At 69.1% G+C, this 24,676-nt stretch carries 23 protein-coding genes; 10 read left to right on the forward strand and 13 right to left on the reverse strand.

Features of this window, described 5'->3' with window-relative positions; genetic code table 11:
• Positions 1–89: 89 nt before the first annotated feature.
• The 5 genes from JYG32_RS21965 (at position 90) to JYG32_RS21985 (ending at position 7,807) form a co-directional block, all read left to right on the forward strand.
• Positions 90–1,361 (forward strand): MFS transporter, encoded by a 1,272-nt coding sequence (locus tag JYG32_RS21965; RefSeq protein ID WP_174382318.1) that lies wholly within the window; start codon positions 90–92, stop codon positions 1,359–1,361.
• A gap of 27 nt (positions 1,362–1,388) precedes the next feature.
• On the forward strand, positions 1,389–3,809 hold the full coding sequence (locus JYG32_RS21970) for a glycoside hydrolase family 31 protein (protein WP_213266954.1): 2,421 nt from the start codon (positions 1,389–1,391) through the stop codon (positions 3,807–3,809).
• 107 nt (positions 3,810–3,916) lie between these two features.
• Positions 3,917–5,104, forward strand: coding sequence for a porin (locus JYG32_RS21975; protein ID WP_213266955.1), 1,188 nt, complete (start codon positions 3,917–3,919; stop codon positions 5,102–5,104).
• 308 nt (positions 5,105–5,412) lie between these two features.
• Positions 5,413–7,434 (forward strand): BCCT family transporter, encoded by a 2,022-nt coding sequence (locus JYG32_RS21980; RefSeq protein WP_174382315.1) that lies wholly within the window; start codon positions 5,413–5,415, stop codon positions 7,432–7,434.
• Between the two features lie 61 nt (positions 7,435–7,495).
• On the forward strand, positions 7,496–7,807 hold the full coding sequence (locus JYG32_RS21985; protein ID WP_174382314.1) for a hypothetical protein: 312 nt from the start codon (positions 7,496–7,498) through the stop codon (positions 7,805–7,807).
• 96 nt (positions 7,808–7,903) lie between these two features.
• On the opposite strand, the gene JYG32_RS21990 is transcribed toward JYG32_RS21985, so the two are convergent.
• Entirely contained in the window at positions 7,904–8,752 is an 849-nt protein-coding gene (locus tag JYG32_RS21990) for a class I SAM-dependent methyltransferase (RefSeq protein ID WP_213266956.1), read from the reverse strand.
• 179 nt (positions 8,753–8,931) lie between these two features.
• Between JYG32_RS21990 and JYG32_RS21995 the strand changes: the two genes are divergently transcribed.
• The 3 genes from JYG32_RS21995 to JYG32_RS22005 all read left to right on the forward strand — a co-directional run bounded on the left by JYG32_RS21995 (position 8,932) and on the right by JYG32_RS22005 (position 12,180).
• Complete coding sequence (locus JYG32_RS21995; RefSeq protein ID WP_174382312.1) at positions 8,932–10,395, forward strand: metallophosphoesterase; 1,464 nt, start codon at positions 8,932–8,934, stop codon at positions 10,393–10,395.
• The gene (locus tag JYG32_RS22000) at positions 10,392–11,807 is read left to right on the forward strand and encodes a cytochrome-c peroxidase (RefSeq protein WP_213266957.1); all 1,416 of its coding nucleotides are present in this window, start codon (positions 10,392–10,394) and stop codon (positions 11,805–11,807) included. Before JYG32_RS21995 ends, JYG32_RS22000 begins: the two co-directional genes overlap by 4 nt.
• A 97-nt stretch (positions 11,808–11,904) precedes the next feature.
• Complete coding sequence (locus JYG32_RS22005; protein WP_174382310.1) at positions 11,905–12,180, forward strand: hypothetical protein; 276 nt, start codon at positions 11,905–11,907, stop codon at positions 12,178–12,180.
• 142 nt (positions 12,181–12,322) lie between these two features.
• Here JYG32_RS22005 and JYG32_RS22010 read toward each other — a convergent pair whose 3' ends face one another.
• The 8 genes from JYG32_RS22010 to gtdA all read right to left on the reverse strand — a co-directional run bounded on the left by JYG32_RS22010 (position 12,323) and on the right by gtdA (position 18,789).
• Complete coding sequence (locus JYG32_RS22010) at positions 12,323–12,751, reverse strand: DUF6691 family protein (RefSeq protein WP_213266958.1); 429 nt, start codon at positions 12,749–12,751, stop codon at positions 12,323–12,325.
• Between the two features lies 1 nt (position 12,752).
• On the reverse strand, positions 12,753–13,187 hold the full coding sequence (locus JYG32_RS22015) for a YeeE/YedE family protein (protein ID WP_213266959.1): 435 nt from the start codon (positions 13,185–13,187) through the stop codon (positions 12,753–12,755).
• Positions 13,177–13,527 (reverse strand): ArsR/SmtB family transcription factor, encoded by a 351-nt coding sequence (locus JYG32_RS22020; RefSeq protein WP_213266960.1) that lies wholly within the window; start codon positions 13,525–13,527, stop codon positions 13,177–13,179. The genes JYG32_RS22015 and JYG32_RS22020 overlap by 11 nt, the downstream gene beginning before the upstream one ends.
• Before the next feature lie 97 nt (positions 13,528–13,624).
• Entirely contained in the window at positions 13,625–14,986 is a 1,362-nt protein-coding gene (locus tag JYG32_RS22025) for an MFS transporter (protein ID WP_213266961.1), read from the reverse strand.
• A gap of 79 nt (positions 14,987–15,065) precedes the next feature.
• Positions 15,066–16,274 carry a 3-hydroxybenzoate 6-monooxygenase gene (locus JYG32_RS22030; RefSeq protein ID WP_213266962.1) on the reverse strand — a complete coding sequence of 403 codons (1,209 nt, stop codon included), beginning with the start codon at positions 16,272–16,274 and terminating at the stop codon, positions 15,066–15,068.
• 19 nt (positions 16,275–16,293) lie between these two features.
• Positions 16,294–16,935, reverse strand: coding sequence for a maleylacetoacetate isomerase (gene maiA, locus JYG32_RS22035; protein ID WP_213266963.1), 642 nt, complete (start codon positions 16,933–16,935; stop codon positions 16,294–16,296).
• Positions 16,936–16,960: 25 nt separating this feature from the next.
• The gene (locus tag JYG32_RS22040) at positions 16,961–17,659 is read right to left on the reverse strand and encodes a fumarylacetoacetate hydrolase family protein (protein ID WP_174382303.1); all 699 of its coding nucleotides are present in this window, start codon (positions 17,657–17,659) and stop codon (positions 16,961–16,963) included.
• 83 nt (positions 17,660–17,742) lie between these two features.
• A complete protein-coding gene (gene gtdA / locus JYG32_RS22045; RefSeq protein WP_213266964.1) occupies positions 17,743–18,789 on the reverse strand; it encodes a gentisate 1,2-dioxygenase in 1,047 nt (348 codons plus the stop codon).
• Between the two features lie 169 nt (positions 18,790–18,958).
• Here gtdA and JYG32_RS22050 point away from each other — a divergent pair, with 169 nt between their 5' ends.
• Complete coding sequence (locus tag JYG32_RS22050) at positions 18,959–19,903, forward strand: LysR family transcriptional regulator (RefSeq protein WP_213266965.1); 945 nt, start codon at positions 18,959–18,961, stop codon at positions 19,901–19,903.
• Positions 19,904–19,946: 43 nt separating this feature from the next.
• Here the strand turns inward: JYG32_RS22050 and JYG32_RS22055 are convergent, their stop codons facing one another.
• The 4 genes from JYG32_RS22055 to JYG32_RS22070 are packed head-to-tail and all read right to left on the reverse strand — an operon-like array spanning position 19,947 to position 23,498.
• Positions 19,947–21,215, reverse strand: coding sequence for an NAD(P)/FAD-dependent oxidoreductase (locus tag JYG32_RS22055; RefSeq protein WP_213266966.1), 1,269 nt, complete (start codon positions 21,213–21,215; stop codon positions 19,947–19,949).
• A complete protein-coding gene (locus JYG32_RS22060) occupies positions 21,212–21,445 on the reverse strand; it encodes a 2Fe-2S iron-sulfur cluster-binding protein (RefSeq protein ID WP_012338331.1) in 234 nt (77 codons plus the stop codon). The genes JYG32_RS22055 and JYG32_RS22060 overlap by 4 nt, the downstream gene beginning before the upstream one ends.
• Complete coding sequence (locus JYG32_RS22065; RefSeq protein ID WP_213266967.1) at positions 21,442–22,569, reverse strand: NAD(P)/FAD-dependent oxidoreductase; 1,128 nt, start codon at positions 22,567–22,569, stop codon at positions 21,442–21,444. The genes JYG32_RS22060 and JYG32_RS22065 overlap by 4 nt, the downstream gene beginning before the upstream one ends.
• Positions 22,566–23,498 (reverse strand): 4-hydroxyproline epimerase, encoded by a 933-nt coding sequence (locus JYG32_RS22070; protein ID WP_213267441.1) that lies wholly within the window; start codon positions 23,496–23,498, stop codon positions 22,566–22,568. The genes JYG32_RS22065 and JYG32_RS22070 overlap by 4 nt, the downstream gene beginning before the upstream one ends.
• Before the next feature lie 251 nt (positions 23,499–23,749).
• On the opposite strand from JYG32_RS22070, the gene JYG32_RS22075 reads away from it, so the two are divergent.
• Complete coding sequence (locus JYG32_RS22075; protein WP_174384512.1) at positions 23,750–24,670, forward strand: dihydrodipicolinate synthase family protein; 921 nt, start codon at positions 23,750–23,752, stop codon at positions 24,668–24,670.
• Positions 24,671–24,676 lie beyond the last annotated feature (6 nt).

Below are 24,676 nucleotides of genomic sequence, written 5' to 3' on the forward strand. Positions count from 1 at the left end.
ATGAATAAGACGAAAAAGCCTTCCTGACCGGACGGCTTGCATGGATCAGGCAGGTGCCGCATGCCCGCCCTGCCCAACAGGAGACAGCAGTGAAAACAGTCAAGGCGTTGCGCTGGTGGATCATCGTGCTCGTATGTCTCGGCACGATCCTCAACTACCTCGCACGGAACTCCCTCGCGGTGCTCGCCCCCGAGCTGAAGCAGGTATTCGCGATCTCGACGCAGCAGTATTCGTACATCGTCGGCGCGTTCCAGATCGGCTACACGATCATGCAGCCCGTGTGCGGCTTCATCGTCGACCTGATCGGGCTGCGGCTCGGGTTCGCGCTGTTCGCGATGCTGTGGTCGGTGGTCGGCGTCGCGCACGGCTTCGCGTCGGGCTGGCTGTCGCTCGGCATCCTGCGCGGCTTTCTCGGGCTGTTCGAGGCCGCCGCGATTCCGTCGGGGATGAAGGCCGTCGCCGAATGGTTTCCCGATCGCGAGAAATCCGTCGCGGTCGGCTACTTCAACGCGGGCACGTCGCTCGGCGCCGCAATTGCGCCGCCGCTCGTCGTGTTCATCTCGATGCGGTTCGGCTGGCAGTCGGCGTTCATGGTCACCGGCGCGCTCGGCTTCGTGTGGGCCGCGCTGTGGTACACGCAATACCGGTCGCCGGCCGATCATCCGCGCATCACGCCGCAGGAGCGTGCGCTGATCCGCGACGGCCAGGCCACGATGCCGCCCGTATCGAAGCGCCGCATCCGCGACGTCGTCACCGCGCGGCGCTTCTGGGCCATCGCGCTACCGCGCTTCTTCGCCGAACCCGCGTGGCAGACCTTCAGCTTCTGGATTCCGCTGTACCTCGCGACCGAGCGCCACATGCCGCTCGCGCAGATCGCGATCTTCGCGTGGATGCCGTTTCTCGCGGCCGACGCCGGCGGCATCGCGGGCGGCTATCTGTCGCCGTATCTCGCCAACCGCTTCAAACTGCCGCTCGTGTGGTCGCGCGTCGCCGGCGTCGCGCTCGGCGCGGTGCTGATGCTCGGGCCCGCGATGATCGGCCTCGTGTCGTCGCCGTACACGGCCATCGCGCTGTTCTGCGTCGGCGGCTTCGCGCACCAGATGATCTCCGCGCTCGTCAACACGCTGTCGGCCGACGTGTTCGATTCCGAGGAAGTCGGCACCGCGAGCGGCTTCGCCGGGATGGCCGCGTGGATCGGCGGGCTCGGTTTCTCGCTGCTGGTCGGCGCGCTCGCCGACAAGATCGGCTATGCGCCGCTGTTCGCGTGCCTCGGCCTGTTCGACATCATCGGCGTCACGCTGCTCGCGGTGCTGATCCGCGGGCAGTCGAAGCAGGAACGCCTGCTCGCACGACACGCCTGACATTCGCTTTCACCAGGAATCGCATTCATGACCTCGCTTCTTCATCCGCCCGTGTTCCGCGTCGCCGGCCGGCACGCGAACCGCCTGCTGCTCGCGTCCGACTCGGGCGCGACGCTCGAGATCTTCGTGCTCGAGGACGACATCGTGCGTGTGCGCGTGCTGCCCGATGCGACGGCACGCAACCCGCGCACGTGGTCGATCGCGCCGGGCCTCGACGACGTGCCGCTCGACGGGCGCGACCGCCTCGACCTGGACGGTTTCGCACTGCCTTCCTATGGCGTCGTCGAAGACGACGACGGCCTGTGCATCGAAACCGCGCAGATCCGGCTCGCGGTGCGCTGGCAAGGCGGCCATTGCACATGGTCGATGCGCGGCGCGGACGGCGCATGGCGCGTCGCACTCGCCGACCGCGCGACGCAGGCGTACAACTTCGGCTGGTGGGACGATCGCGCGTATCACTACGTCGCCCGCGAGCGCGGCGACAAGGTGTTCGGCCTCGGCGAACGCGCGGGCGACCTCGACCGCACGGGCGCGCGCTTCGAGATGCGCAACATCGACGCGATGGGCTACAGCGCGAAGCACACCGACCCGCTCTACAAGCACATCCCGTTCTACATCACGTGGTCGCCCGCTGCGTGCCAGGGATTCGGCCTCTTCTACGACACGCTGTCGGATTGCTCGTTCGACATGGGCCGCGAGCTCGACAACTATCACGGCCCGTACCGCTATTTCGTCGCCGAGCACGGCGATCTCGACTATTACTTCATCGCATCGCCCGATACGCCGCTCGCGGCCGCGCGGCGCTTTACGTGGCTCACCGGGCGCCCCGCGCGCACGCCGAAATGGGGCCTCGGTTATTCGGGCTCGACGATGAGCTACACCGATGCGCCGGACGCGCAGCAGCAGATGAACCAGTTCGTCGAGCAGTGCGACACGCATGACATCCTGTGCGATTCGTTCCACCTGTCGTCGGGCTATACGTCGATCGGCGCGAAGCGCTACGTATTCAACTGGAACCGCGACAAGTTTCCCGACGCGAAGGGTTTCGTGAAGCACTACCGCGACCACGGCATCCGCCTGTGCGCGAACATCAAGCCGTGCCTGCTGCGCGACCATCCCGCATTCGACGAGGCCGCCAAACGCGGGCTGCTGATCCGCTCGGCGTCCGGCGAGCCCGCGTGGGTGCAGTTCTGGGACGAGGTCGGCGCGTATCTCGACTTCACGCAGCCCGACGCATACCGCTGGTGGCGCGAGCAGGTCACGTCGGCGCTGCTCGAATACGGGATCGAATCGACCTGGAACGACAACAACGAATACGAGATCTGGTCGCCCGACGCGATCGCGCACGGGTTCGGCCAGCCGTTCCCCGCGCACGAGGCGAAGGTGCTGCAGACGATGCTGATGATGCGTGCATCGCGCGACGCTCAGCGCGCGCATGCACCGGCGCAACGGCCGTTCCTGGTGTCGCGCTCCGGCGGCGCCGGCATGCAGCGCTACGTGCAGACCTGGTCCGGCGACAACACCACGTCGTGGGAAACGCTGCGCTACAACCTCAAGATGGGCCTCGGGCTCGCGCTGTCGGGCGTGTCGAACATCGGTCACGACATCGGCGGCTTCTCCGGGCCCGCGCCGTCGCCCGAACTCCTGCTGCGCTGGGTGCAGTTCGGCATCTTCATGCCGCGCTTCAGCATCCATTCGTGGAACGACGACGGCACCGTCAACGAACCGTGGATGTATCCGGAGATCGCCGCGCAGGTCGCGTCGCTGATCAAGCAGCGCTACCGGCTGCTGCCTTACCTCTATCACCTGCTGTGGCTGTCGACGACACGCTACGAGCCCGTGCTGCGGCCGACCTTCGCCGATTTCCCCGGCGACGCGCGCTGCTACGACGAGTGCGACGACATGATGCTCGGCGACGCGCTGCTGGTCGCGCCGGTCGTCGATCCCGGCCGCACGGAGCGCACGGTCTACCTGCCGTCGGGCGCGCGCTGGATGTGCTGCGCGAGCGCGCGGTCGTTCGACGGCGGCGCGAGCGTGACGCTGCCCGCGCCGCTCGACACGCCGGTGATGCTGCTGCGCGAAGGCCGCGCGCTGCCGCTGAACGTCGCGGCACAGCATTTCGGCGCGCGCGCCGACGCGCGCGGATTCCTGGTCGCGCCGCGTATCGAGGACGGCGTCGCGTACGGCGAATGCATCGAGGACGACGGCGAGACGGAAGCGTGGCGCGACGGCGAATACGGACTGTGGCGGATCGAGACCGGCCGCGAGGCGTCGGGCGTGCTCGGCGTGTCGGTCCGCTGGGACGGTCGACCGGCCCGACCGGCCGACCGCGTCGAGATCCTGCTGCCCGCATCGCTGCAAGGCCCGCTCGCCGTCCGCGGCGCGCGGGTCGAGCAGGACGCGCAGGACGGTGCATGGCGTCGCATCGTCGTCGCGTTCGATAGCTAACGGCGCACGCCGCACCGATCAGGCGGGCCGTTCGCGCGGCCCGCCGCCCGCCACAGAGGAGGTCTCCGAACCTCCCGCCCCCTTTTGAAGAGACATGGAGATCGACAATGAAAGCACCCGTCAACCGTTATGTAATCCTGATTTTATCGGCCGCGTCGCTCGGCGCGACCGCCGCCCACGCGCAGAGCAGCGTGACGCTGTACGGCGTCGTCGACGATTCGCTTGCCTACGTGAACAACCAGCAGGGCCGCTCGAACATCTACATGCGCGACGGCAACCTGTATGCGTCGAAGTTCGGGCTGCGCGGCGACGAGGATCTCGGCGGCGGCACGCACGCGATCTTCGACCTGCAGTCCGGCTTCAACCTGAACAACGGCGCGCAGGCCGCCGCCGGCACGATCTTCAATCGTCAGGCATTCGTCGGCCTGCGCAACGATCGCTACGGCACGCTGACGGCCGGCCGCCAGTACACGCCCTACTTCCTGCTCGTCGGCCCGTATGCGTCGAGCAGCTGGCTGACCGGCGCGACGGGCGCGCATCCGGGCGACATCGACGGCCTCGACACGACGATCCGCGTGAACAACTCGGTCACCTATACGTCGCCGACCTTCGCCGGGCTGACCGCAAGTGCGATGTACGCATTCGGCGGCATTGCCGGCGCGACCGGCAAGGGCAACACGTTCAGCGCGGCGCTGCGCTACGCGAACGGGCCGATCGGGATCGCGGCCGGCTACCTGCGCATCAACAGCTCGGGCTCGTCCGCGGGTTTCCTGAACCCGGGCACCGCGTCGTCGGGCAGCTTCGCGGTGTCCGTGCTGAACCAGGGTTACCTGACCGCGAAGGCCGTCGAACACGTCGCGGCGGCCGGCAACTACACGCTCGGCAACCTGACGATGGGCGTCAACTATTCGAACGTGAAGTACCTGCCCGGCAACGGTTCCGCATTCACCGACACGGCCGTGTTCAACACCTACGGCGCGCTCGCCGCATACCGCTTCACGCCGGCGTTCTCGGTGGCCGGCGCCCTCGCGTACACGCTCGCGTCGAAGGCGAACGGCGTCGCGAGCGCGGCCCGCTACCAGCAGTATTCGCTGAAGGAGTCGTACAGCCTGTCGAAGCGCACGACGCTCTATGCGCTGCAGGCGTATACGCATTCGAGCGGGCAGACGCTCGGCGCGCAAGGCGCCGGCCATATCATCGACGCGGCACCGATCGTCGGCGATTCGCAGCAGCTCACGCCGTCGACGACGCACGGCCAGTTCGTCGGCATGGCCGGGATCGCCGTCACGTTCTGAACCCGCGCGGCAGCGTCTTCAGCGCGCTGTCCGCGCCCCGGACGATGCGCATTGCGCGTGCGCCGTCCGGGCGCCCGAGGCCCGGCGTCCACCGGGCTTTTCGCATCCCTTCCACACGCCGCGCCAACCGCGCGGGTTTTCTCGATCTCCCCGATACCTTACAATTCGTCAGGTTTAGCTCTTCTGCATGCCCCTTCTTGCAGTCCTGACACCGCGGTACACTCGACGCACGCCGTATCAGGGTCCGACGCGCCACGTGCGCGCCGGGCGGCGTCGCGCCTCGTTGCGCCCACAACTGGATGCCCGTCATGCCAGATTCCCGTCCCTCGCCCCGCACGACATTCAAGCCGCAGGTCGTCCTGCCCGCGCTCGCGGTGATCGGCGCGCTGCTCGCCGTGTGCGCGCTAGTCCCGAGCGAAGCCGGCGCGCTGTTCTCCGCCGGCCAGCAATGGGTCATCGCGCGCTTCGACTGGTTCTACGTGCTGGCCGTCACCGGCTTCCTCGTGTTTCTCGTGCTGATCGCCGCCAGCGACTTCGGCAACATCCGCCTCGGCCCCGACGACGCCGAACCCGAATTCAGCTTCGTATCGTGGACGGCGATGCTGTTCGCGGCCGGCATGGGCATCGGGCTCATGTACTTCGGCGTCGGCGAGCCGATGCAGCACTTCCTGAAACCGCCGACCGTCGACCCCGGCACGCCCGCCGCCGCGCGCGAGGCGATGCTGATGACCTTCTTCCACTGGGGCTTCCATGCGTGGGCGATCTACGGGCTGATGGGGCTCGTGCTCGCGTACTTCGGCTTTCGCTACAACCTGCCGCTGACGTTGCGCTCGGGGCTGTATCCGGTGCTGCGCGAGCGCATCAACGGCTGGATCGGCCACACGGTCGACGCGTTCGCGCTGGTCGGCACCGTCGCCGGCATCGCGACGACGCTCGGCTACGGGGTGATGCAGATCAGCGCGGGCCTGCATACGGTCGCCGGCTGGGACACGGGCAGCAATGCGTTTCGCATCGGGCTCGTCGCGCTCGTCGTGATCCTCGCAGGGCTGTCGGCCGCAAGCGGCCTCGACAAGGGCGTGCGGCGGCTGTCCGAGCTGAACCTGCTGCTCGCGTTCCTGCTGCTCGCGTTCGTGGCCGTCGCAGGCCCGACCGCCTTCCTGCTGCGCGCGCTCGGCGACAACATCGGCCAGTACCTGTCGAGTCTCGTCGACCTGTCGTTCCGCACGTACGCGTACGCGTCTCCGCGCGAGGAAGGCTGGTTCGGCGGCTGGACGATCCTCTACTGGGCGTGGTGGATATCGTGGTCGCCGTTCGTCGGCATGTTCATTGCGCGCATCTCGCGCGGCCGCACGATCCGCCAGTTCGTGATCGGCGTGCTGCTCGTGCCGACCGCGTTCAACCTCGTGTGGATGACCGTGTTCGGCAACAGCGCGATCTGGCTCGACACGCACGGCGCGGCCGGCGCGCTCGCGCAGACGGCCACCAACGTCGACGCGTTGCTGTTCCGCTTCTTCGATTTCCTGCCGCTGCCGCACCTGCTGTCGATCGTCGCGATCGTGCTGATCGCGGTGTTCTTCGTCACGTCCGCCGATTCGGGCGCGTTCGTGATCGACCAGATCGCAACGCGCGGCAACGCGCACTCGCCCGTCTGGCAACGGCTGTTCTGGGCCGCGCTGCTCGGCGTGACGGCCGCGGTGCTGCTGGTCGCCGGCGGGCTCGGCGCGCTGCAGGCGATGACGCTGATCGCCGCGTTGCCGGTCGCCATCATCATGCTCGCGCTCTGCTACGGGCTGTGGCGCGGGCTCGCGGCCGACCGCGCGCACTATTCGCAGGACGTCGCGCCCGCGACGAGCTTCTGGACCGGCCAGCACTGGCGCCACCGCCTGACGCACATCCTGCGGCAGACGACCGAGGCCGAGGCGCGCCAGTTCGTCGCCGGGACGGTCGAGCCTGCGCTGCGCAAGGTCGCCGACGAATTGCGCGCGAGCGGCGTCGATGCGCATGTGCAGCGCGACAGCGACGACGCCGTGCGGCTCACCGTGCCGACCGCCGAGCATCGCGATTTCGTGTACGGCGTGCGCGTGACGGTGAAATCCGCGGCCGCGTTCCTGGTGCGCGAGGCGGCCGAGCCGGAAGCGGCGCGTACGCACTTGTACGGGATCGTCACGTTCTTCGAGGACGGGCGACTCGGGTACGACGTCGAATACCTGCGCGGCGACGAAGTGATCGCCGACGTGCTGCGGCAGTACGAACGCTATGTGTCGCTCGCGGCCGACAAGCGCACGCATCTGCTGAGCCGCGCGCCGGGGCATGCGACGGAGGCCGAATGAGCGCATACGCCGCAGCCTTTTCTGCGCCGCGCCGGTCCGGCACGTTCAACGGAGCCACACGATGAGCGGGCTTCTGCAAAGCCGCGCCGCCGACCTCGTCGCACTCGGCACGCTCGCCGTGCTCTATCTCGGCGGAGCCGGCATCGCGCTGTGGCGGATCCGGGCCGCGGCGCCGCGCGGCAAGCTCTACTGGATCGTCTGCATGGCGCTGCTGGCCGGCGGCGCCATCACGATGGGCGGCAACCTGTCACCCGCGCCGAACAGCGGTGAAATGCCGCCCGGTTTCGCGCTCGGCGTCGAGGCCGTCCTGCTCGGTCTCGCGCTGGTTGCCGGAGGTTGCGCGTGGCTGATGCTGCGCGCGCGGAAACGCTGACACGCGCACGTCACGTGGCCCGGTTTCGTCGTGCGCGAACAGCAATGCGCATGGCCAGCAGGCGGCCCTTTCTTGATCCGCTTTTATCGCAATGCGTTACGCGGAAGGCGCGCGCGCCGTCACGAGCCAGCATGCCGCGTCGAAGCGCACCTCCGCGCCGTGCACGTAACGCTCGAACGCGGCGCGCACCGTATCGACCACGCGCCGTCGCGTCGCGTCGTCCGTCTCCAGCAACGCGAGCCCGACCGGGCCCAGCCGCGCGATGTAGTCGTTCAGCGCGGGCTCGGGCAACGCGCACGCCATCTCGACCGGCTCGATCGCAATGTCGGCCCAGCCGCTGTCCGACAGCACCGACGCAATCCGCTGCCGGTCGCCGAACGCGAACTGCCCCGGCGCGCCGGGACGCCGCGCGGGCAGGTTCGGCAGCACCGGCGCGGCAGCCCGCTCGGCCGTCGTCATGAACGGGTTGTCGGCCGCACTGCGCCACGCGACGAACCGCATCCGCGCGTCCGGCCGCGCCGCGTGCCGCAGATTCGCGAAGGCCCGGACCGGATCGTCGAAGAACATCACGCCCATGCGCGACACGATCAGGTCGACGCTCGCGGGCTCGAATGCATGCGTCTGCACATCCGCTCGCACGAAGCGGGCATGAACACCGCTGCGTTCGGCGCGCGCCTGCGCGGCATCGATCATCCTGGCCGAAATATCGATGCCCGTGCATTGCGCATTCGCGCCGAGCCGCCGTGCGATCGCGAGCGTGACCGCGCCCGTGCCGCAGCCGACGTCGAGCACGCTGCGCGCGGACGACGCGGCCGCCGCATCGGCGAGCAGCGTCTCGAACGGCTCGAACATCCGGTCGATCAGCGCTTGCGCATCGACCCATGCACGCCCCGACGGGCCGTTCCACAGCGCGGATTGTTCGTCGTTGGGCCGGTTGGTTTCCATCGTCGATTCCCTTTCTGGTTCGTTGATCATGAAGCACACTGTGCTGCTTCAAGCCGGCTTGAGGTCAAGGTTCCGGCCGCGAAACCCGGCGCGTAGACGAGCACCCCGTCGCGCTCCGGCTTTTCATATTTCTTACATTCGCGCTGCGTATCGTTGACGACTTTCCTACGGTGCCTCCCATGCGACGACTCCTCCCGCGCGCACTGCTCGCGCGCTGCGCTCCCCTTGTTGCCCTCGCCGCACTGTCCGCGTGCTCGAATCACATCGATACGCCGGCCGATCCGGCCAGTGCGGCGATCAACGTGCAGTCCGCGTGGGTCGAGATCGGCGACGCGAACCAGGCAATCGCGCGCGTCATCACAAACTACACCCCAGCGTCGGCCAGCGATCCGCTGTGCCCGCAACTGACCGTCGACGGCAAGCTGTCGCGCATGACGCTGCGCGCCGGCGCCGCGACCCTGGCCCAGCGGCCGACCGCCAGCGATCCGGCCGATTCCAAGCCGTCGAGCTTCCCGGTCTCCGTCTGCGAAACGACGTTGCCGGCCGACGCACAGGCGGCGAGCGTCGCGGGCCGCACGCTGCCGCTGCCGAAAGCGCAGCCGCAGCGCATTGCGATCATCGCCGACACCGGCTGCCGGATGAAGAAGGCCGACAACGCATGGCAGGCGTGCAACGACGCGACGGTCTGGCCGTTCGACACGATCGCGGCCAGCGTCGCGAAGCTGTCGCCGGACCTGGTCATGCATGTGGGCGACTACCACTATCGCGAGAACGCCTGCCCGCCGGACATCGCCGGCTGCAAGGACAGCCCGTGGGGCTATGGCTGGGATACGTGGCAGGCCGACCTGTTCCGCCCCGCCGCGCCGTTGCTCGCGAAGGCGCCGTGGGTCGTCGTGCGCGGCAACCACGAGGAATGCGCGCGCGGGGGCCAGGGCTGGTTCCGCTTCCTCGATCCGCGCCCGTATTCGGCCGCGCGTTCGTGCGACGATCCGGCCAACGACAACAACGCGAACTATTCGGAACCCTATGCGGTGTCGCTCGGCGGCGGCTCGCAGGTGATCGTGTTCGACACCGCGAAGGTCGGCCGCACGCCGCTCAAGACGACCGACGCGCAATTCGGCATCTACCAGAAGCAGTTCCAGACGGTGGCCGTGCTCGCGTCGAAGGCCGGCATGACGACGACGATCTTCACGAACCATCATCCGATCCTCGCGTTCGCGCCGATCGCCGGCAGCACGCCCGCGCCGGGCAACCTCGCGCTGCAGTCAGTGATGTCGAGCCTCAACGCGCAGGCGTACTACCCGCCGGGCGTGCACGTCGCGCTGCACGGTCACGTGCACGATTTCCAGGCGATCAACTTCTCATCCGGGCACCCGGCGACGATCGTGTCGGGCAACGGCGGCGACAACCTCGACGTCGCACTGCCCGACCCATTCCCGGCCGGCCTGACGCCCGCACCGGGCGCCGTGATCGAGCGGCTGTCGCACAACAACAGCTTCGGCTTCCTGATCATGGAACGCCGCGCGGCGCCGGCGACGGGCTGGGTGTTCCATGCATATTCGGCGGCAGGCAAGCTGCTCGCGTCGTGCAACCAGTCGGGCACGACGCTCGCCTGCGACAAGACGGGGTTCATTGCGCCGTGAGCGAAGAGGTTCGATGTGACGGCCGCGTTGCGCGCGGCCGGCAAACGCGGCACACGCTTGCCGCGGCCGTGCTCGCCGGCCTGGCGCTGGTGGTGCACGCTGCGCACGCCGCGCCGTCCGAAACGGTCCTGCTCCCCGGCGCGCCGCCGTCTCGCGTCGTCGACACGATCGGCAACGGCACGCCGCAGGTGGCGGGCAAGATCGACGCGGCCACTGCGCGCTTCGCGCCCGACCCGACGCTCGTCGCCCTCGGCCGCCGGATCTTCTTCGACCCGCGGCTGTCCGAGCCGCGCGGCATGTCGTGCGCGGGCTGCCACGATCCGGGCCGTGCGTTCGCGCCGACGCTGTCGGCGGCTTCGCTCGCTGGGCCCGGCGTGCCGGAAGGCAGCCGGCCCGGGCGCTTCAGCCGGCGCAATGCGCCGTCGCTGCTCTATGTGCGCTATGTGCCGCGCCGCCACTTCTACCAGGACGACGATGCGCCCGCGCCGTCGCCGTTCGGCGGCCTGTTCAGCGATGGCCGAGCGGATACGCTCGCCGAGCAGATCCGCGGGCCGCTGTTCGATCCGAACGAGATGAACAACCGGTCGCCGGCCGCGCTGCTGCGCAAGGTCGATGCGACCGAACTCGCGCCGGATCTCGCCGCGCGTTTCGGTGCGCCGGTGCGACGCGATCCCGAACAACTCGTGCGCGCGCTGGGTTCGGCCGTCGAGGCCTATCTGCAGAGCGACGAGATGGCGCCGTTCACGTCGCGCTTCGACGCATTCCTGCGCACCCGCCAGCCGCTCGCGCCGGCCGAGATGCGCGGCCTCGCGCTGTTCCGGAATCCGGACAAGGGCAACTGCATGACGTGCCATACGCTGTCGGACACGTCGAGCCGCCCGGAGCGCTCGCTCTTCACCGATTTCGGCTATGACGCGATCGCCGTGCCGCGCAACCGCGCGCTGCCGGCGAACCGCGATCCGCGCCATTTCGACAACGGGCTGTGCGATACCGCGCGGCGGCTGCGCTGGCCCGAGCCGACGCAATGGTGCGGCTACCTGCGTACGCCGGGGCTGCGCAACGTCGCGGTCAAGCAGACGTTCATGCACAACGGCGTGTTCACGACGCTGCGCGACGCGGTCGCGTTCTACAACACGCGCTCGACCGACCCCCGCTTCTGGTATCACGGCGCCAGGACCTTCGACGACGTGCCGGCCGCCTACCGCGGCAACATCAACGTCAACTCGACGCCGATGAACCGCCGGCCCGGCACGCCGCCCGCGCTGACCGACGCGGAAATCGACGACATCGTCGCGTTCCTCGGCACGCTGACCGACGCGCGCCATACGGGCATCGCCACTCCCGCCGCCGCTGCCCCCGCCGCCCGGGTCACCGGATTGTCGGACCGCCGAACCGCCGCGCCGGCGCGCTGACCCTGGCCGAACGGCCAGCCGCAAGCGCGCCCGCTTGCGGTCGCCGCAAACACTGGTTATATTTACAGTACTGTATTTATGAACAGTGGGGTGCGCGATGGAACATCTGGTCCGTATCGTCAACGACACCGATCGCCAAGTACTGGCGTGGCTTCGTGCCCAGGTCGGCGACGCCCGCGTCGAGCGCGCGGCGCGCCAGCTCGGGCATACACGCAAGCCGTTTCCGTCGGCCATCTGCCGGTATCTGGGCATGAGCGCGCCGGCCACGCTGCGCCAGGCCGAACGGCCGCGCGTCGCACGCGATTTCTCGGTTGGCGATCGTTACCTGTCGTTGATCCGCCAGCACCTCGCCTCGCACTCGGCCGGCCGCTGACATGGTAGCGTCCGGCCGCCGTGGTGCTTACGCAGCCGCCGCGGCGTCGCGGCAACGAGCAAACGCGCTCCGTTCCAGCCGCCCTCATCCGGGTAGGCAGCCTCGACAGCCGCGGCCTGATTGGCATGCGGCGGCCATCGCGTCACCGCGCGCTCCTGCTCCTGCGACGCTCGACCCACTCGAATATCGCCATCCCGGCCAGCATCGCGACGACGAACCCGATCCCCTTGGCCGACCCGAAGCCGATCGATACGATCGCGGGCCCCGGGCAGAACCCGGCCAGCCCCCAGCCGATACCGAACACGGCGCTTCCGGCGACCAGGCGCACGGTGATCGCCCGCAGGGCCGGCAACTGCATCGGCAAGCCGAGCCACGACCGCGTCCGGCGTTTCGCCCACGCGAACGCGAACACGGCCACGCCCGTCGCGCCGGCCATCACGAACGCGAGCGACGGATCCCAGCGGCCCGCCAGGTCGAGAAAGCCGAGCACCTTCTGCGGATTGGCCATGCCCGACACGATGAGGCCGACACCGAACAGCAGCCCCGCCAGAAACGCGAATCCTGCCTGCATGTCAGCCTCCCGGCACGTGCTGCCGCACGAATACGGTCACGAAGCCCGCGATCATGAAAGTCGCGGTCGCGACCATCGAACGCAGTGCGCCGCGCGACATCCCGCACACACCGTGGCCGCTCGTGCATCCGCCCGCGTATCGTGTGCCGATCCCGACCAGCAGGCCGGCCGCCAGCAGCTCCTGCCAACTTGCGTCGACCTGTGGCGTCAGGCCCGCTCCGGCGACGCGCATCGCAATCGGCGCGGCGATCATCCCGGCGACGAACGCGACGCGCCAGTCGCGCTCCCCTGCACCCGCCGTGAACAAGCCACCGACGATGCCGCTGATACCGGCAATCCGGCCGTTGAACGCGACGAGCCACGCGGCCGCAAGCCCGATCAGCACGCCGCCGGCCAGCGACAGCCACGGCGTGAAATGAAGCGCATCAAGCTGCATCGCGCGTCCCCTGCGCGGCCGGGCCGCAGAACTGTTCGTACAGCACGCCCATCACCGCGATCACGGCCGGGCTGTCGAGCGAATAGTGGATGTTCTTGCCTTCGCGGCGCGTGCGGACCAGCGCGTTGTCCCGCAACACGCCGAGCTGCTGCGACAGCGTCGGCTGGCGGATGTCCAGCCTCGTCTCGAGATCGCTCACGCAGCGCTCGCCCTGCGACAGTTCGCAGAGCAGCAGCAGCCGGTCGGGATTCGACAACACCTTGAGAAGCACGCAGGCCGATTCGGCGGCTGCGCGCATCTGGTCGGGCTCGGGCAGCCCGGCGGGAAGATCGTCGTTCATCGCGGCAGGACAACACAATTAAAGATTCAATATTATATCAATTTATATAATATTGATTCACGCTGTCGCAAACCGATAGTCTTGTGCGTTCCTGCGCTCAGGCTTGCTCGCCCGCGATCCCGTCGGCACTCGACGCACGCGCCGCATCGGCGCGAACCACGCCGAGCGCCAGCACGGCAATCGCCGCGATCACGCACGGCGCCGCGACGACGGCAAACGCGGTCGACAGCGGCACGCCCATCGCCAGCATCGCGCCACCCGCCATCGAGCCGACCACCGACCCGCCGCGGCCGATCCCGTTCGCCCAGCTCACGCCCGTGGTCCGGCACTCGGTCGGATAGAACGCGGCCGACAGCGCGTTCGCACCCACCTGCGAGCCCGACACGCAGAAACCGGCCGCGAACACGGCGAGCGCGGCGCCCCACGACGTCGCGGCACACACGCCGATCGCCGCGACGAATACGCCGGCCGTCGCATAGCTGCAGGCCAGCACGCGGTGCGGGTCGAAGCGGTCCATCAGCCAGCCGAGCACGATCGCGCCGAGCGTGCCGCCGACCTGGAACATCGCGGTCACGCGCGCGGCCGTCTGCAGCGTCGCGCCGGTCGTGCGCAGCAGCGTCGGCAGCCAGCTCGACAGCAGGTAGATCACGAGCAGGCTCATGAAGAACGTGAGCCACAGCAGCAGCGTGCCGCGCAGCAGGTCGGCGCCGAACAGGCGGCCGAGCGGCGACCCGGCCGGCTTGCCGGCGGGCGCGATGAACGATGCGTTCGCGAGATGCGGATCCGGCGCGATCCGGCCGAGCATCGCCGCGATCCGCTCGGGTGCCGCCCCGGTGGTGACGAGATAGCGCACCGATTCCGGCAGCCGCCACGCGAGCACCGGCAGGAGCAGCAGCGGCGCGGCGCCGCCGACGACGAGCACCGCGCGCCAGCCGTGATGCTCGATCAGCGACGCAGCCGCGAGCCCGCCGAGCGCGGAACCGATCGTGAAGCCGCAGAACATCGTCGTCACGAGCAGCGAGCGGCGCCGCGCCGGACAGTACTCGGACGTCAGCGTGATCGCATTCGGCATCGCGCCGCCGAGCCCGAGCCCGGTCACGAAGCGCCACGCGATCAGCTCGGTCAAACCGCCCGCACTCGCCGACGCCGCGCTCGCAATGCCGAAGCACGCCACGCACGCGAGCAGCAGACGCTTGCGGCCGAACCGGTCGCCGAACGGCCCGAACACGAGCGCGCCGACCATCAGCCCGGCCAGCCCCGCACCGAACACGGGCGCGAGCTGCGCGGGCGACAAGCTCCATTCCGCGCGGATGACGGGCGCGATGAAACCGATCGACGCGGTGTCGAACCCGTCGATCGCGACGATCAGAAAGCACAGTACGACGATCGCGGCCTGGAACGGCGCAACGCGATGCCGGTCGATCCATTTGCTGACGTCGATGGACAGCGTATCGGCCATGATGGTGTCTCCTCCATGAAGGCGGTCGCGCGTCGTGTCGTTGAAATACGCGCCGCCGGAATCGGGCTGAAAGCGTGCGTTACGCGACGGGCTTCAGGCAATCCTCCGCGCGCCAGCCGTGCAGCCAGTCGAGCGCGTCGTAGAACTGCGCCTGCGAGCGCCCGGCCCAGAGCCCGTTGCGTACCTGCCGCTCGACACCCTTCGCGTGATAGATCCGCCCCATCTCTCGTGCCGAATACAGCACGCGCGCGGTGCGCGGAATCCGCACGCGTTCGTACAGCGCGAACGCGGCCTCGAAATCGCCGTCTGCCTGCGCGACTGCCGCACCGAGCGTCACCGCATCTTCGAGCGCCTGGCACGCGCCCTGCGCGAGGTATTGCGTCATTGGATGCGCGGCGTCGCCGAGCACCGTCGCGCGGCCTGCGCTCCAGCGTTCGACCGGATCGCGGTCGGCGGTCGCCCAGCGCTTCCACGACGTCGGCCGGTCGAGCATCTGCTTCGGCAACGGATGGACGCCGTCGAAGTACGACAGCACTTCCTCCTTGCTGCCCTCGCGCACGCCCCAGGTCTCCTGCTCGCGGCTGTGGAACGTGACGACGAGGTTGTATTGCCGCCCGCCGCGCAGCGGATAGTGGACGAGATGACAATGCGGGCCGGCCCACACGACCGGCGCGTTGATCCGCAGGTCCTCCGGCATGTTGTCGGCGTCGACCACCGCGCGATATACGACGTGCCCTGTCACGCGATGCACGTCGCCGACCAGCGCCTGACGGATCACGGACTTCACGCCGTCGCAGCCGATCACCGCATCGGCGCGATGGCGTTCGCCGTGCTGGTCGGTCACGGTCACGCCGTTACCGTCCTGCTCGAACCCGCACACCTGCGTGCTCGTCCGGAATTCGATCAGCGGGTGATCCTTGACCGCCTCGTAGATCGACAGGTGAATGTCCGCGCGATGGATCACCGCATACGGATTGCCGAAACGCTCGCGGTACGCGGCGCCCGTATCGATGCGCACGACCTCGCGCGCATCGACCGCGTCCATCAGTTGCAACCAGTCGGTGAACACCGCGCGGCCGCGTGCGGCCTCGCCGACGCCCAACGCATCGAGTGCGTTGAACGCGTTCGCGGCCAGCTGGATCCCTGCACCGATCTCGCCGATCTGCCCGGCCTGTTCGAGCAGCTTCACGCGGATGCCCTGGCGCGCGAGCGCAAGTGCCACCGCGAGCCCGCCGATACCGCCGCCGATCACGAGTACGCGCCGGCCATTGTTGTTTGTCTCTCTCATGTCTGTCTCCTGCGTCGTGTTACGCGACGTAATCCGGTTGGCGCTGCGGCTGCGCAGCCTCGAAAGCCGGCTCGCGCCGTGCGTGTTCATGAACCGCGAGGCAACGCGGATACGCGCTCAGGTCGCAATCCATCCGCAACGCGTTCGCGACCTGCGGCACGAGGCACACGTCGGCCAGCGTCGGCGCGTCGCCGAAGCACCACGGGCCCTCGTCCGCGCGGGCCAGCAGCCGCTCGACGCCTGCCATCCCTTCCGCGACCCAGTGCCGGTACCACGCGGTCTTCTGCTGCGGCGCGACCTTCAGCTCGCTGTCGAGATAGCGCAGCACGCGCAGGTTGTTGACGGGATGGATGTCGCATGCGATCAGCGCCGCCAGTTCCAGCACGCGCGCACGACGGCGCGGCTCGAGCGGAATCAGCCGCGGTTCCGGATGGATCTGGTCGAGGTAATCGAGAATCGCGAGCGACTGGCCGAGACGGAAATCGCCGTCGACCAGCGCCGGCACCGACGCCGACGGGTTCACCTGCGCGACGTAACCGGCATCGCGATGCTCGCCGGTGCGGATGTTCACGGGCAGCGTGTCGTACGGCAGCCCTTTCAGCGCGAGCGCGATGCGCACCCGATAGGACGTCGAACTGTTGAAGAAGCTATGCAGTTGCACGATGTGACCTTTCGAGGAAAACGCGTCAGACCACGCGCACGGTCAGTTCGCCGAGCCGCTCGACGCCGACCTTCATCACGTCGCCCGCGACCACCGCGCCGACCCCCTCGGGCGTGCCCGTGAAGATCACGTCGCCCGGTTCGAGGCGGAAGAACTTCGACAGGTCGGCAACCGTCTCCGCGACCGACCAGATCAGGTGCGACACGTCGCTCTTCTGCTTCGTCGCGCCGTTGACGGTCAGCCACAGCCCGCCCTGCTCGAAATGACCGGCTTCGCTCGCCGGATGCACGGGCCCGACCGGCGCCGAGCGGTCGAACGCCTTGCCGATCTCCCACGGCCGGCCCATCTCGCGCATCTTCATCTGCAGGTCGCGGCGCGTCATGTCGAGGCCGACCGCGTAGCCCCACACGTGTTCGAGCGCGCGCTCGAGCGGGATGTCGGCGCCGCCCTTGCCGATCACCGCGACGAGTTCGGCTTCGTAGTGGTAGTTCTGCGTCTGCGACGGATACGCGAGGTCGAGCGTTTCGCCGTACGCGACCGGCACGACCGAATCGGCCGGCTTGCAGAAAAAGAACGGCGGCTCGCGATCGGGATCGAAGCCCATTTCGCGCGCGTGGGCCGCGTAGTTGCGGCCGACGCAATAGACGCGGCGTACCGCGAACCGGGCGTCGCTGCCGGCGACGGGCAGCGCCACGGGCGCTTCGGGCGGGAAAACGAAAGTCATGAACGGCTCCAGCGTAGGCATGAACGAAGGGACGCGCGCCGCGCGGCGGCGCACGGGAAACGGATCGATGAAACCGGCAGGCGTCAGTCGCGCGCTTCGCGCAACAGGTTCAGCGCGGACAGCACGGGCCGGTCGGAATAGCTGAACAGCACGCTGTCGGACGCCGCCGACAGCCGCACGGGCGCCCATGACGGCGCGACGAAGATGTCGTGCGGCTCGAACGCGAAGGCGTCGCCGCCGATATGTGCGGTGCCGCTGCCTTCGACGACGCAGTAGATCGTCGCGTCGGTGCTGCGGTACGTGCGGCCGTCGAACCCGGCGGGCAGGAATTGCATGAAGGTCGCGATCGTCGGCATCGGCCAGCCGCCCGTCGCGGGGTTCACGTAGCGCAGCTTCACGCCGTCCCACGCATCGAGCTCGCCGCTCCGGTACAGCGTGTCGAGCGCTTCGCGGGTGCGCGCATACGGATAGCTGAACACCGGCGACGTCGGATCGCTGGCGCGATGCCGCACCGGCACCATGTTGTGACCGAAGCGCGCGAAGCTGTCGCCTTCCGGGCGGCTCACGGGTTGCACGGCTTCCGGGTAGTTCTCCGCGAAGCCCGCGTCGAGGCTCGCGACGAGCGGAATGTCGAGCCCGTCGAGCCACACGACCGGCTCGCCGCCCTCTTCCTCCGACGGGTTGCCGTGGTCGTGCCACGCCCACGACGGCGTGATGATGAAGTCGCCCGGATGCATCGTCGTGCGCTCGCCGTTCACCGCCGTCCACGCGCCGCGCCCTTCGACGATGAAGCGCAGCGCCGACTGCGTATGCCGATGGCTCGGCGCGATCTCGCCCGGCAGGATCAACTGCAGGCCCGCGTACAGGCTCGGCGTCATGCTCGACTTGCCGGGCAGCCCCGGGTTCTCCAGCACCAGCACGCGGCGCACGGCCTCTTCCGCGCTGATCACGCTGCCGGCCTGCATCACGAGATCGCGCACCTGCGCGTACTTCCAGATCGCGGCCTGCGCGGCCGGCTGCGGGGATTTCGGCACGAGGTTGTGCAGCGATTCCCACAACGGCGCCAGGCGCTGCTCGGCGATCCTTGCGTAGTAGGCGGCGCGCGGCACGTCCGGATGGCGGGTCGTCATGATGTCTCCTTGGAGTCGGCCGATCGGCGTCGGCGCTGTGTCGGGTCAGGTCGGGAATCGTGTTGCAGTCCGTTAGCCGATTTATATTCGACGCAGCCATACCCGGTAAAATGGTCAAATCATCTGATCCATATGATTCTGGATATACCTTTTCGCGACGAGGCATGCGATGGACTGGACTCACCGGCTGCGACTGCGGCATCTGCAGATACTGCTGAGCCTTGCGGGCACCGGCAACCTGAGCCAGTCGGCCGTGGCGCTTGCGACCACGCAGCCCGCGCTGTCGAAATGGCTGAAGGAACTGGAGGAGGATGTCGGGTTGCCGCTGTTCGAGCGGCATGCGCGCGGCCTGCGGCCGACGCCCTACGGCGAAGCGCTGATCGAGCACGCGCGCCGCGTCGACGCGCAGCTCGACGCCGCGCGCGACGACATGGCCGCGCTGCGCGAAGGCGGCAGCGGCCTCGTGACGATCGGCACGTCGGGTGTCGCGGCGGCCGACACGGTGCCGCTCGCGGTGTCGCAGTTGCTGAAACGGATGCCGCGCGCGCAGGTCCGGCTCACCGAAAGCACGATGAACCAGTTGATGCCGCAGCTTGCGCGCAGCGAACTGGACATCGTCGTGGGCCGCTCGGGTTCGACGTCCGTCGATCCGCACCTGCAGGCCGAAGCGCTGTATGTCGATCCGGTCGTGTTCGTCGCGCGGCCCGGCCACGCGCTCGCCGGTGCGGCTTCGGTCGGCTGGGACGACGTGCTCGCCTATTCGTGGATCGTATGGCCGGCTGGCACGCCCGTGCACAACGCGCTGGAGGCCGCGCTGACGGCCGCCGGCCGCGTGCGGCCGCCGCACTGCGTCGAATCGAATTCGTCGATCCTCAACCTCACGCTGCTGAACAACACCGACCTGCTTGGCGTCGCGTCGCACCGCGCCGCGCAGCGTTTCGCGCAACTGAACGCGATCCGCATCCTGCCGATGGAGCTCGAAGGCCAGGGCGCGGTGTCGATGTACTGGCACCCCGACAGCGCGAATCGCGCGGCCGTGGCCGCGACGATCGAGTGCCTGCGCGCCTGTGCGGCGCCTCAGGTCGGCGGATGGGAGAAAGTAAAGGTGGAGTGAATGGCGCGGCCCGGTGTCGACCGGGCCGCTTCACCGCGACGCGTCACGCGCCGTCGCAGGATGCCGTGCCGTCGAGCATCAGCGTGCCGACCCGCGCGGGCACGAGCGGCGTGCGCGGCACGGGCGGCGTCCAGCCGAACAGCGTCTGCGCGGCCGCGCCGCACACGCGGCCCTGGCACGCGCCCATCCCGCAGCGCGACTGCAGCTTCGCGGCCGTCCAGCCCGGCTCGCGTGCGACCGCGTCGAAGCGCACATCCTCGCAGCGGCACAGCAGCGTATCGGGCCGCGCGAGCCGACGGATCGGTTCGCGGATCGCGAAACGCTCGCGTACGGCATCGGCAAAAGCCTGCCAGTGCGCGCGACGAGCGACGAGCGCGGCCAACGGCGCCGTCTGCCCGGTCGCCGCATGACCGGCGATTTCGCCTTCGACCATCGCCAGCTCGCTGCCGCCGACGCCCGTGCACTCGCCGGCCGCGAAGTACCCGTCGCGGCTCGTACGCTGGTGCGCATCGACCGCCACCGCGCCGTTCTCGATCCGGCAGCCGAGATGGCTCGGCAGCACGGTGTTCGGCACGAGGCCGAAGCCGCACGCGAGCCGGTCGCAGTCGACGTCGAACTCGCGATCGCCGAGGCGGATCCGCACGCGTTCGAGCCGCTTGTCGCCGAACGCCTCGACGACGTGCGCATCGGGCCGATAGGCGGCCAAGACGAGCTTCGCGGCCTGCGCGAGCTTCGACGGCCAGCGCCACAGCCCCGCGCCGAAGCCGGCCACGTCGCCCCACGCGGCCTGTTCGAGCACGTGCGACACGCGCGCGCCGGCCTGACGGGCCGTCGCCGCACTCGCCAGCAGCAGCGGCCCGCTGCCCGCGATCACCGTGCGCTGCCCGCGCACGTCGAGGCCGTACTTGATCAGCGCCTGCAAGCCGCCTGCGCCGGTGACGCCCGGCAGGGTCCAGCCCGGGAACGGCAGCAGCAGCTCGCGTGCGCCGCAGCAGAGAATCAGCGTCCGGAAATCGAGCAGCAGCCCGCGTTCGTCGTCCTCGAGCAGCAGCGTGCCCGGCTGCGTTTCGGCGACGATGCGCGTCGCTGCAAGGTGCGTGACGTTCGGCTGCTGCAGTACGGCGAGGCGTTCGGCGGCAGCCGGCGTCGGCGTGGCCGCTGCGCTTTGCCGCCAGATCTGCCCGCCCGCGCGCGGGTTGTCGTCGACGATTGCAACCGTTGCACCGCTTTTTGCGGCGGCCCGCGCCGCCGACAGCCCGGCCGGGCCAGCCCCGACGATCGCGACGTCGACGCTCAGTCGTTCCTGTTTCATCGCGTCCGCTCCACCTGCATCCCGTCGCGGCACAGCGTCTGGCAAGCCAGCCGGCGGCGGCCGTCGATCGTCATCCGGCACTCCTGGCAGATGCCCATTCCGCAAAACGGCGCACGCGCCGCGCCCGTGCACGACACGCGCGTCGTGTCGTCGCCGCTCGCCGCGACGGCGGCCGCGACGGTCGCGCCGTCGGCCACCGTCAGCGCGCGGCCGTCCAGATGAATGATCATGTCAGCGCTCCGGCTACAGGGGACGCGGTCAGGAAGCGTCCCGGCAAATACGGTTCGATATCGATGGGCGGCCGTTCGCCGGCCATCTGCGCGGCGACGAGCCGCGCACTGCCCGGCGCGGTCGTCACGCCGAGCCCTTCGTGCCCGACCGCGAGCCACACGCCCGGCCGCGCCGGGTGCTCGCCGAGCAGCGGCAGGCCGTCGGGGCTCGCGGAACGGAACCCTGTCCATGAACGGATCCCGTTCAGGTCGGCCAGATCCGGCAGGTAGCCAACCGCGCGGCGCAGCATCCGCGCGAGCACGGGCGGCTCGACGCGCGCGTCTTCGGTGTCGAACTGGCGCGACGAGCCGATCAGCAACTGGCCGGTCGGCCGCGGCTGCACGTTGAACGCGACCGACGTGCCGTCGCTCGCATGCGCGCTCGCCGCATAACCGAGCTCGACGAGCTGGTGCGACACCTGGCCCGGATAGCGGTCGGTAATCAGCAGGTGGCCCTTTTTCGGGCGCAGCGGCAGTTCGGGCAGCAGCGTGCGCGCCGCGACGCCGTTCGCGACGACCACGCGCTCCGCGCGCAGCGTGTCGCCGCTCGCGAGCGTCACGCTCGGGCCATCGACCGCCACCGCCCGGTCGCAACGCAACGTGATGCGCGGGGCACGCTGCAGCAGCCAGTTCGCGGTGACGGGCGCATAGAGGATCGCGTCGCCGGGAATCTTCAGCGCGCCGCCGAGCCCTGCGCGCAGCATCGGCTCCAGTTGCGCGAGCGTCGCCGCGTCGATCAGCTCGCCGGCCACGCCGTGCGCGGCAAGCGTCGCCTGCTTCGCGCGCGCGAGATCCATCTCGTGCGCATCGGCCGCGAGCCATAGCGTGCCGCAGTTGCGGTACGCGCAGCCTTCCGGCATCTCGCCGCTCAACGCGCGCCACAGTTCGATCGAGTAATGGCTCAGCGCGAGCTCGGCCGCGTTGTCGTCCATCGCGACGAGGTGGCCCATCCCCGCGCCGGTTGCGCCGCCGCTCGCGTCGTCGACGACGAGCACGCGCAGCCCGCGCTGCGCGAGTTCGTGCGCGCACGCCGCGCCGACGATGCCTGCACCGATCACGACGACGTCGGTACTTGCGTCGCTCACGGCGCGATGCCCCAGCCGAACGGATCGTCTTCCTCGATCAGCAGCGTCGCTTCCGCGCTCAGGTGCGCGCTGCCGCGAATCGTCGGCACGATGCCGCCGTCGGCCTGCTCGTAGCTCGCGTGGAACACGCTGCCGATCACGCTGGCCTGCCGCCACACGGCGCCCGGCGCGAGCTTGCCGTCGGCCGCGAGGCACGCGAGCTTCGCGCTCGTGCCGGTGCCGCACGGCGAACGGTCGTATGCCAGGCCCGGGCACAGCACGAAGCTGCGGCTGTCGTGTTCGGCATCGTCGGCGAACAACTCGATATGGTCGATCTCGCCGCCGTTCGCGCCGGTGACACCCGCGCGTTCGAGCCCTTCGCGCACGGCCGACGCATACGCGGTGAGCGCCGCGACGTTGTCGCCGGCGATGCGCTGCCCGTGGTCGCTGATCAGGAAGAACCAGTTGCCGCCCCACGCGATGTCGCCCTTCACGGGGCCGTAACCCGGCACGTCGACCGCGACGCCCTGCGCGTGGCGATACGCGGGCACGTTGCGCACGCTGACCGACAGGTCGTCGTGCAGCGTCGCCTCGACGGTGCCGACGGGCGTTTCGATCCGGTGCACGCCGGGCCGGATGCGCCCCATGTGATGCAGCGTGCGCACGACGCCGATCGTGCCGTGCCCGCACATCCCGAGATAGCCGCTATTGTTGAAGAAGATCACGCCGGCCGCCGCGTCGGGCGACACGGGTTCGCACAGCAGCGCGCCGACCAGCACGTCGCTGCCGCGCGGCTCGAGGATGCACGCGGTGCGATAACGGTCGTGCTCGCGTGCGAGCACGTCGCGGCGCTCGGCCATCGTGCCGCTGCCGAGCGGGGGGAAACCGGACACGACGAGCCGAGTGGGTTCGCCGCCCGTGTGCGAATCGATGATCTGGATACGCTTCATCATGAGCCGTCCGAAGTGGGGAAAGGAGCATAGCTTCCTCTGTCGCGCGTCCGTCCGCTTGTGGCTTTTCGATGAGGACGACGACGAAATCGGCATAGTGCGAGGCGCCCTTCGCGCCCCCGCCGGCCACTGTGCCGATTTCGTCATTTTGCTCCGCGATACGACTCAAGCGTGATGGGCATTTGCGCGGCGATACTGGTTGCCACACCGACACACCTGTCGGCCGACCGATACGAACGTAGGAGATTTCAGTGAGCCGCAAAGCCATTCAATGGACCGGGGTTTTCCCGGCCGTCAGCACCCAGTTCAAGCCGGACTTTTCCCTCGACATCGATGCCACGCACCGCGTGGTGAAGAACCTGGTGAACGACGGCGTGTCGGGCCTCGTGGTCTGCGGCACGGTCGGCGAGAACACGTCGCTGTCGACGAGCGAGAAGCTCCAGGTGATCGAGGCCGCGCGCGACGCGGCCGGCGGCAAGATTCCGGTGATCGCCGGCATCGCCGAATTCACGACCGAATTCGCGCGCAACACGGTGCGCGAAGCGCAGCGCGTCGGCGTCGACGGCGTGATGGTCATGCCCGCGCTGGTCTACTCGGCGAAGCCGCATGAAACCGCCGCGCACTTCCGCGCGGTCGCGACGAGCACCGACCTGCCGGTGATGGTCTACAACAACCCGCCGATCTACAAGAACGACGTGACGCCCGACGTGCTGATCGCGCTGCAGGACTGCGAGAACATCGTCTGCTTCAAGGATTCGTCGGGCGATACGCGCCGCTTCATCGACCTGCGCAACGCGGTCGGCGATCGCTTCGTGCTGTTCGCGGGCCTCGACGACGTCGTGGTCGAGAGCATCGCCGTGGGCGCCGAAGGCTGGGTGTCGGGCATGTCGAACGCGTTCCCGAAGGAAGGCGAGACGCTGTTCCGCCTCGCGAAGCAAAAGCGCTTCGACGAAGCGCTCGCGCTGTATCGCTGGTTCATGCCGCTGCTGCATCTCGACGCACGTCCCGACCTCGTGCAGTGCATCAAGCTGTGCGAAGAGCTGGTCGGCCGCGGCAGCGCGATCACGCGTCCGCCGCGCCTCGCGCTGCAGGGCGACACGCTCGCGGAAGTGAAGGCGATCGTCGCGAAGGCGCTCGAAACGCGCCCGGTGCTGCCCGACGTCGGTCTCTGATCGACT

This window comes from Burkholderia pyrrocinia, assembly GCF_018417535.1.
Classification (GTDB): Bacteria; Pseudomonadota; Gammaproteobacteria; order Burkholderiales; family Burkholderiaceae; genus Burkholderia; species Burkholderia pyrrocinia_E.

Bases quoted from the DNA above. Each gene is read 5' to 3' on its own strand.
- JYG32_RS21970 (WP_213266954.1), top strand. From the start codon at position 1,389: ATGACCTCGCTTCTTCATCCGCCCGTGTTCCGCGTCGCCGGCCGGCAC.
- JYG32_RS21975 (WP_213266955.1), top strand. From the start codon at position 3,917: ATGAAAGCACCCGTCAACCGTTATGTAATCCTGATTTTATCGGCCGCG.
- JYG32_RS21980 (WP_174382315.1), top strand. From the start codon at position 5,413: ATGCCAGATTCCCGTCCCTCGCCCCGCACGACATTCAAGCCGCAGGTC.
- JYG32_RS21985 (WP_174382314.1), top strand. From the start codon at position 7,496: ATGAGCGGGCTTCTGCAAAGCCGCGCCGCCGACCTCGTCGCACTCGGC.
- JYG32_RS21990 (WP_213266956.1), bottom strand. From the start codon at position 8,752: ATGGAAACCAACCGGCCCAACGACGAACAATCCGCGCTGTGGAACGGC.
- JYG32_RS21995 (WP_174382312.1), top strand. From the start codon at position 8,932: ATGCGACGACTCCTCCCGCGCGCACTGCTCGCGCGCTGCGCTCCCCTT.
- JYG32_RS22005 (WP_174382310.1), top strand. From the start codon at position 11,905: ATGGAACATCTGGTCCGTATCGTCAACGACACCGATCGCCAAGTACTG.
- JYG32_RS22010 (WP_213266958.1), bottom strand. From the start codon at position 12,751: ATGCAGGCAGGATTCGCGTTTCTGGCGGGGCTGCTGTTCGGTGTCGGC.
- JYG32_RS22015 (WP_213266959.1), bottom strand. From the start codon at position 13,187: ATGCAGCTTGATGCGCTTCATTTCACGCCGTGGCTGTCGCTGGCCGGC.
- JYG32_RS22020 (WP_213266960.1), bottom strand. From the start codon at position 13,527: ATGAACGACGATCTTCCCGCCGGGCTGCCCGAGCCCGACCAGATGCGC.
- JYG32_RS22025 (WP_213266961.1), bottom strand. From the start codon at position 14,986: ATGGCCGATACGCTGTCCATCGACGTCAGCAAATGGATCGACCGGCAT.
- JYG32_RS22030 (WP_213266962.1), bottom strand. From the start codon at position 16,274: ATGAGAGAGACAAACAACAATGGCCGGCGCGTACTCGTGATCGGCGGC.
- JYG32_RS22040 (WP_174382303.1), bottom strand. From the start codon at position 17,659: ATGACTTTCGTTTTCCCGCCCGAAGCGCCCGTGGCGCTGCCCGTCGCC.
- gtdA (WP_213266964.1), bottom strand. From the start codon at position 18,789: ATGACGACCCGCCATCCGGACGTGCCGCGCGCCGCCTACTACGCAAGG.
- JYG32_RS22050 (WP_213266965.1), top strand. From the start codon at position 18,959: ATGGACTGGACTCACCGGCTGCGACTGCGGCATCTGCAGATACTGCTG.
- JYG32_RS22055 (WP_213266966.1), bottom strand. From the start codon at position 21,215: ATGAAACAGGAACGACTGAGCGTCGACGTCGCGATCGTCGGGGCTGGC.
- JYG32_RS22060 (WP_012338331.1), bottom strand. From the start codon at position 21,445: ATGATCATTCATCTGGACGGCCGCGCGCTGACGGTGGCCGACGGCGCG.
- JYG32_RS22070 (WP_213267441.1), bottom strand. From the start codon at position 23,498: ATGAAGCGTATCCAGATCATCGATTCGCACACGGGCGGCGAACCCACT.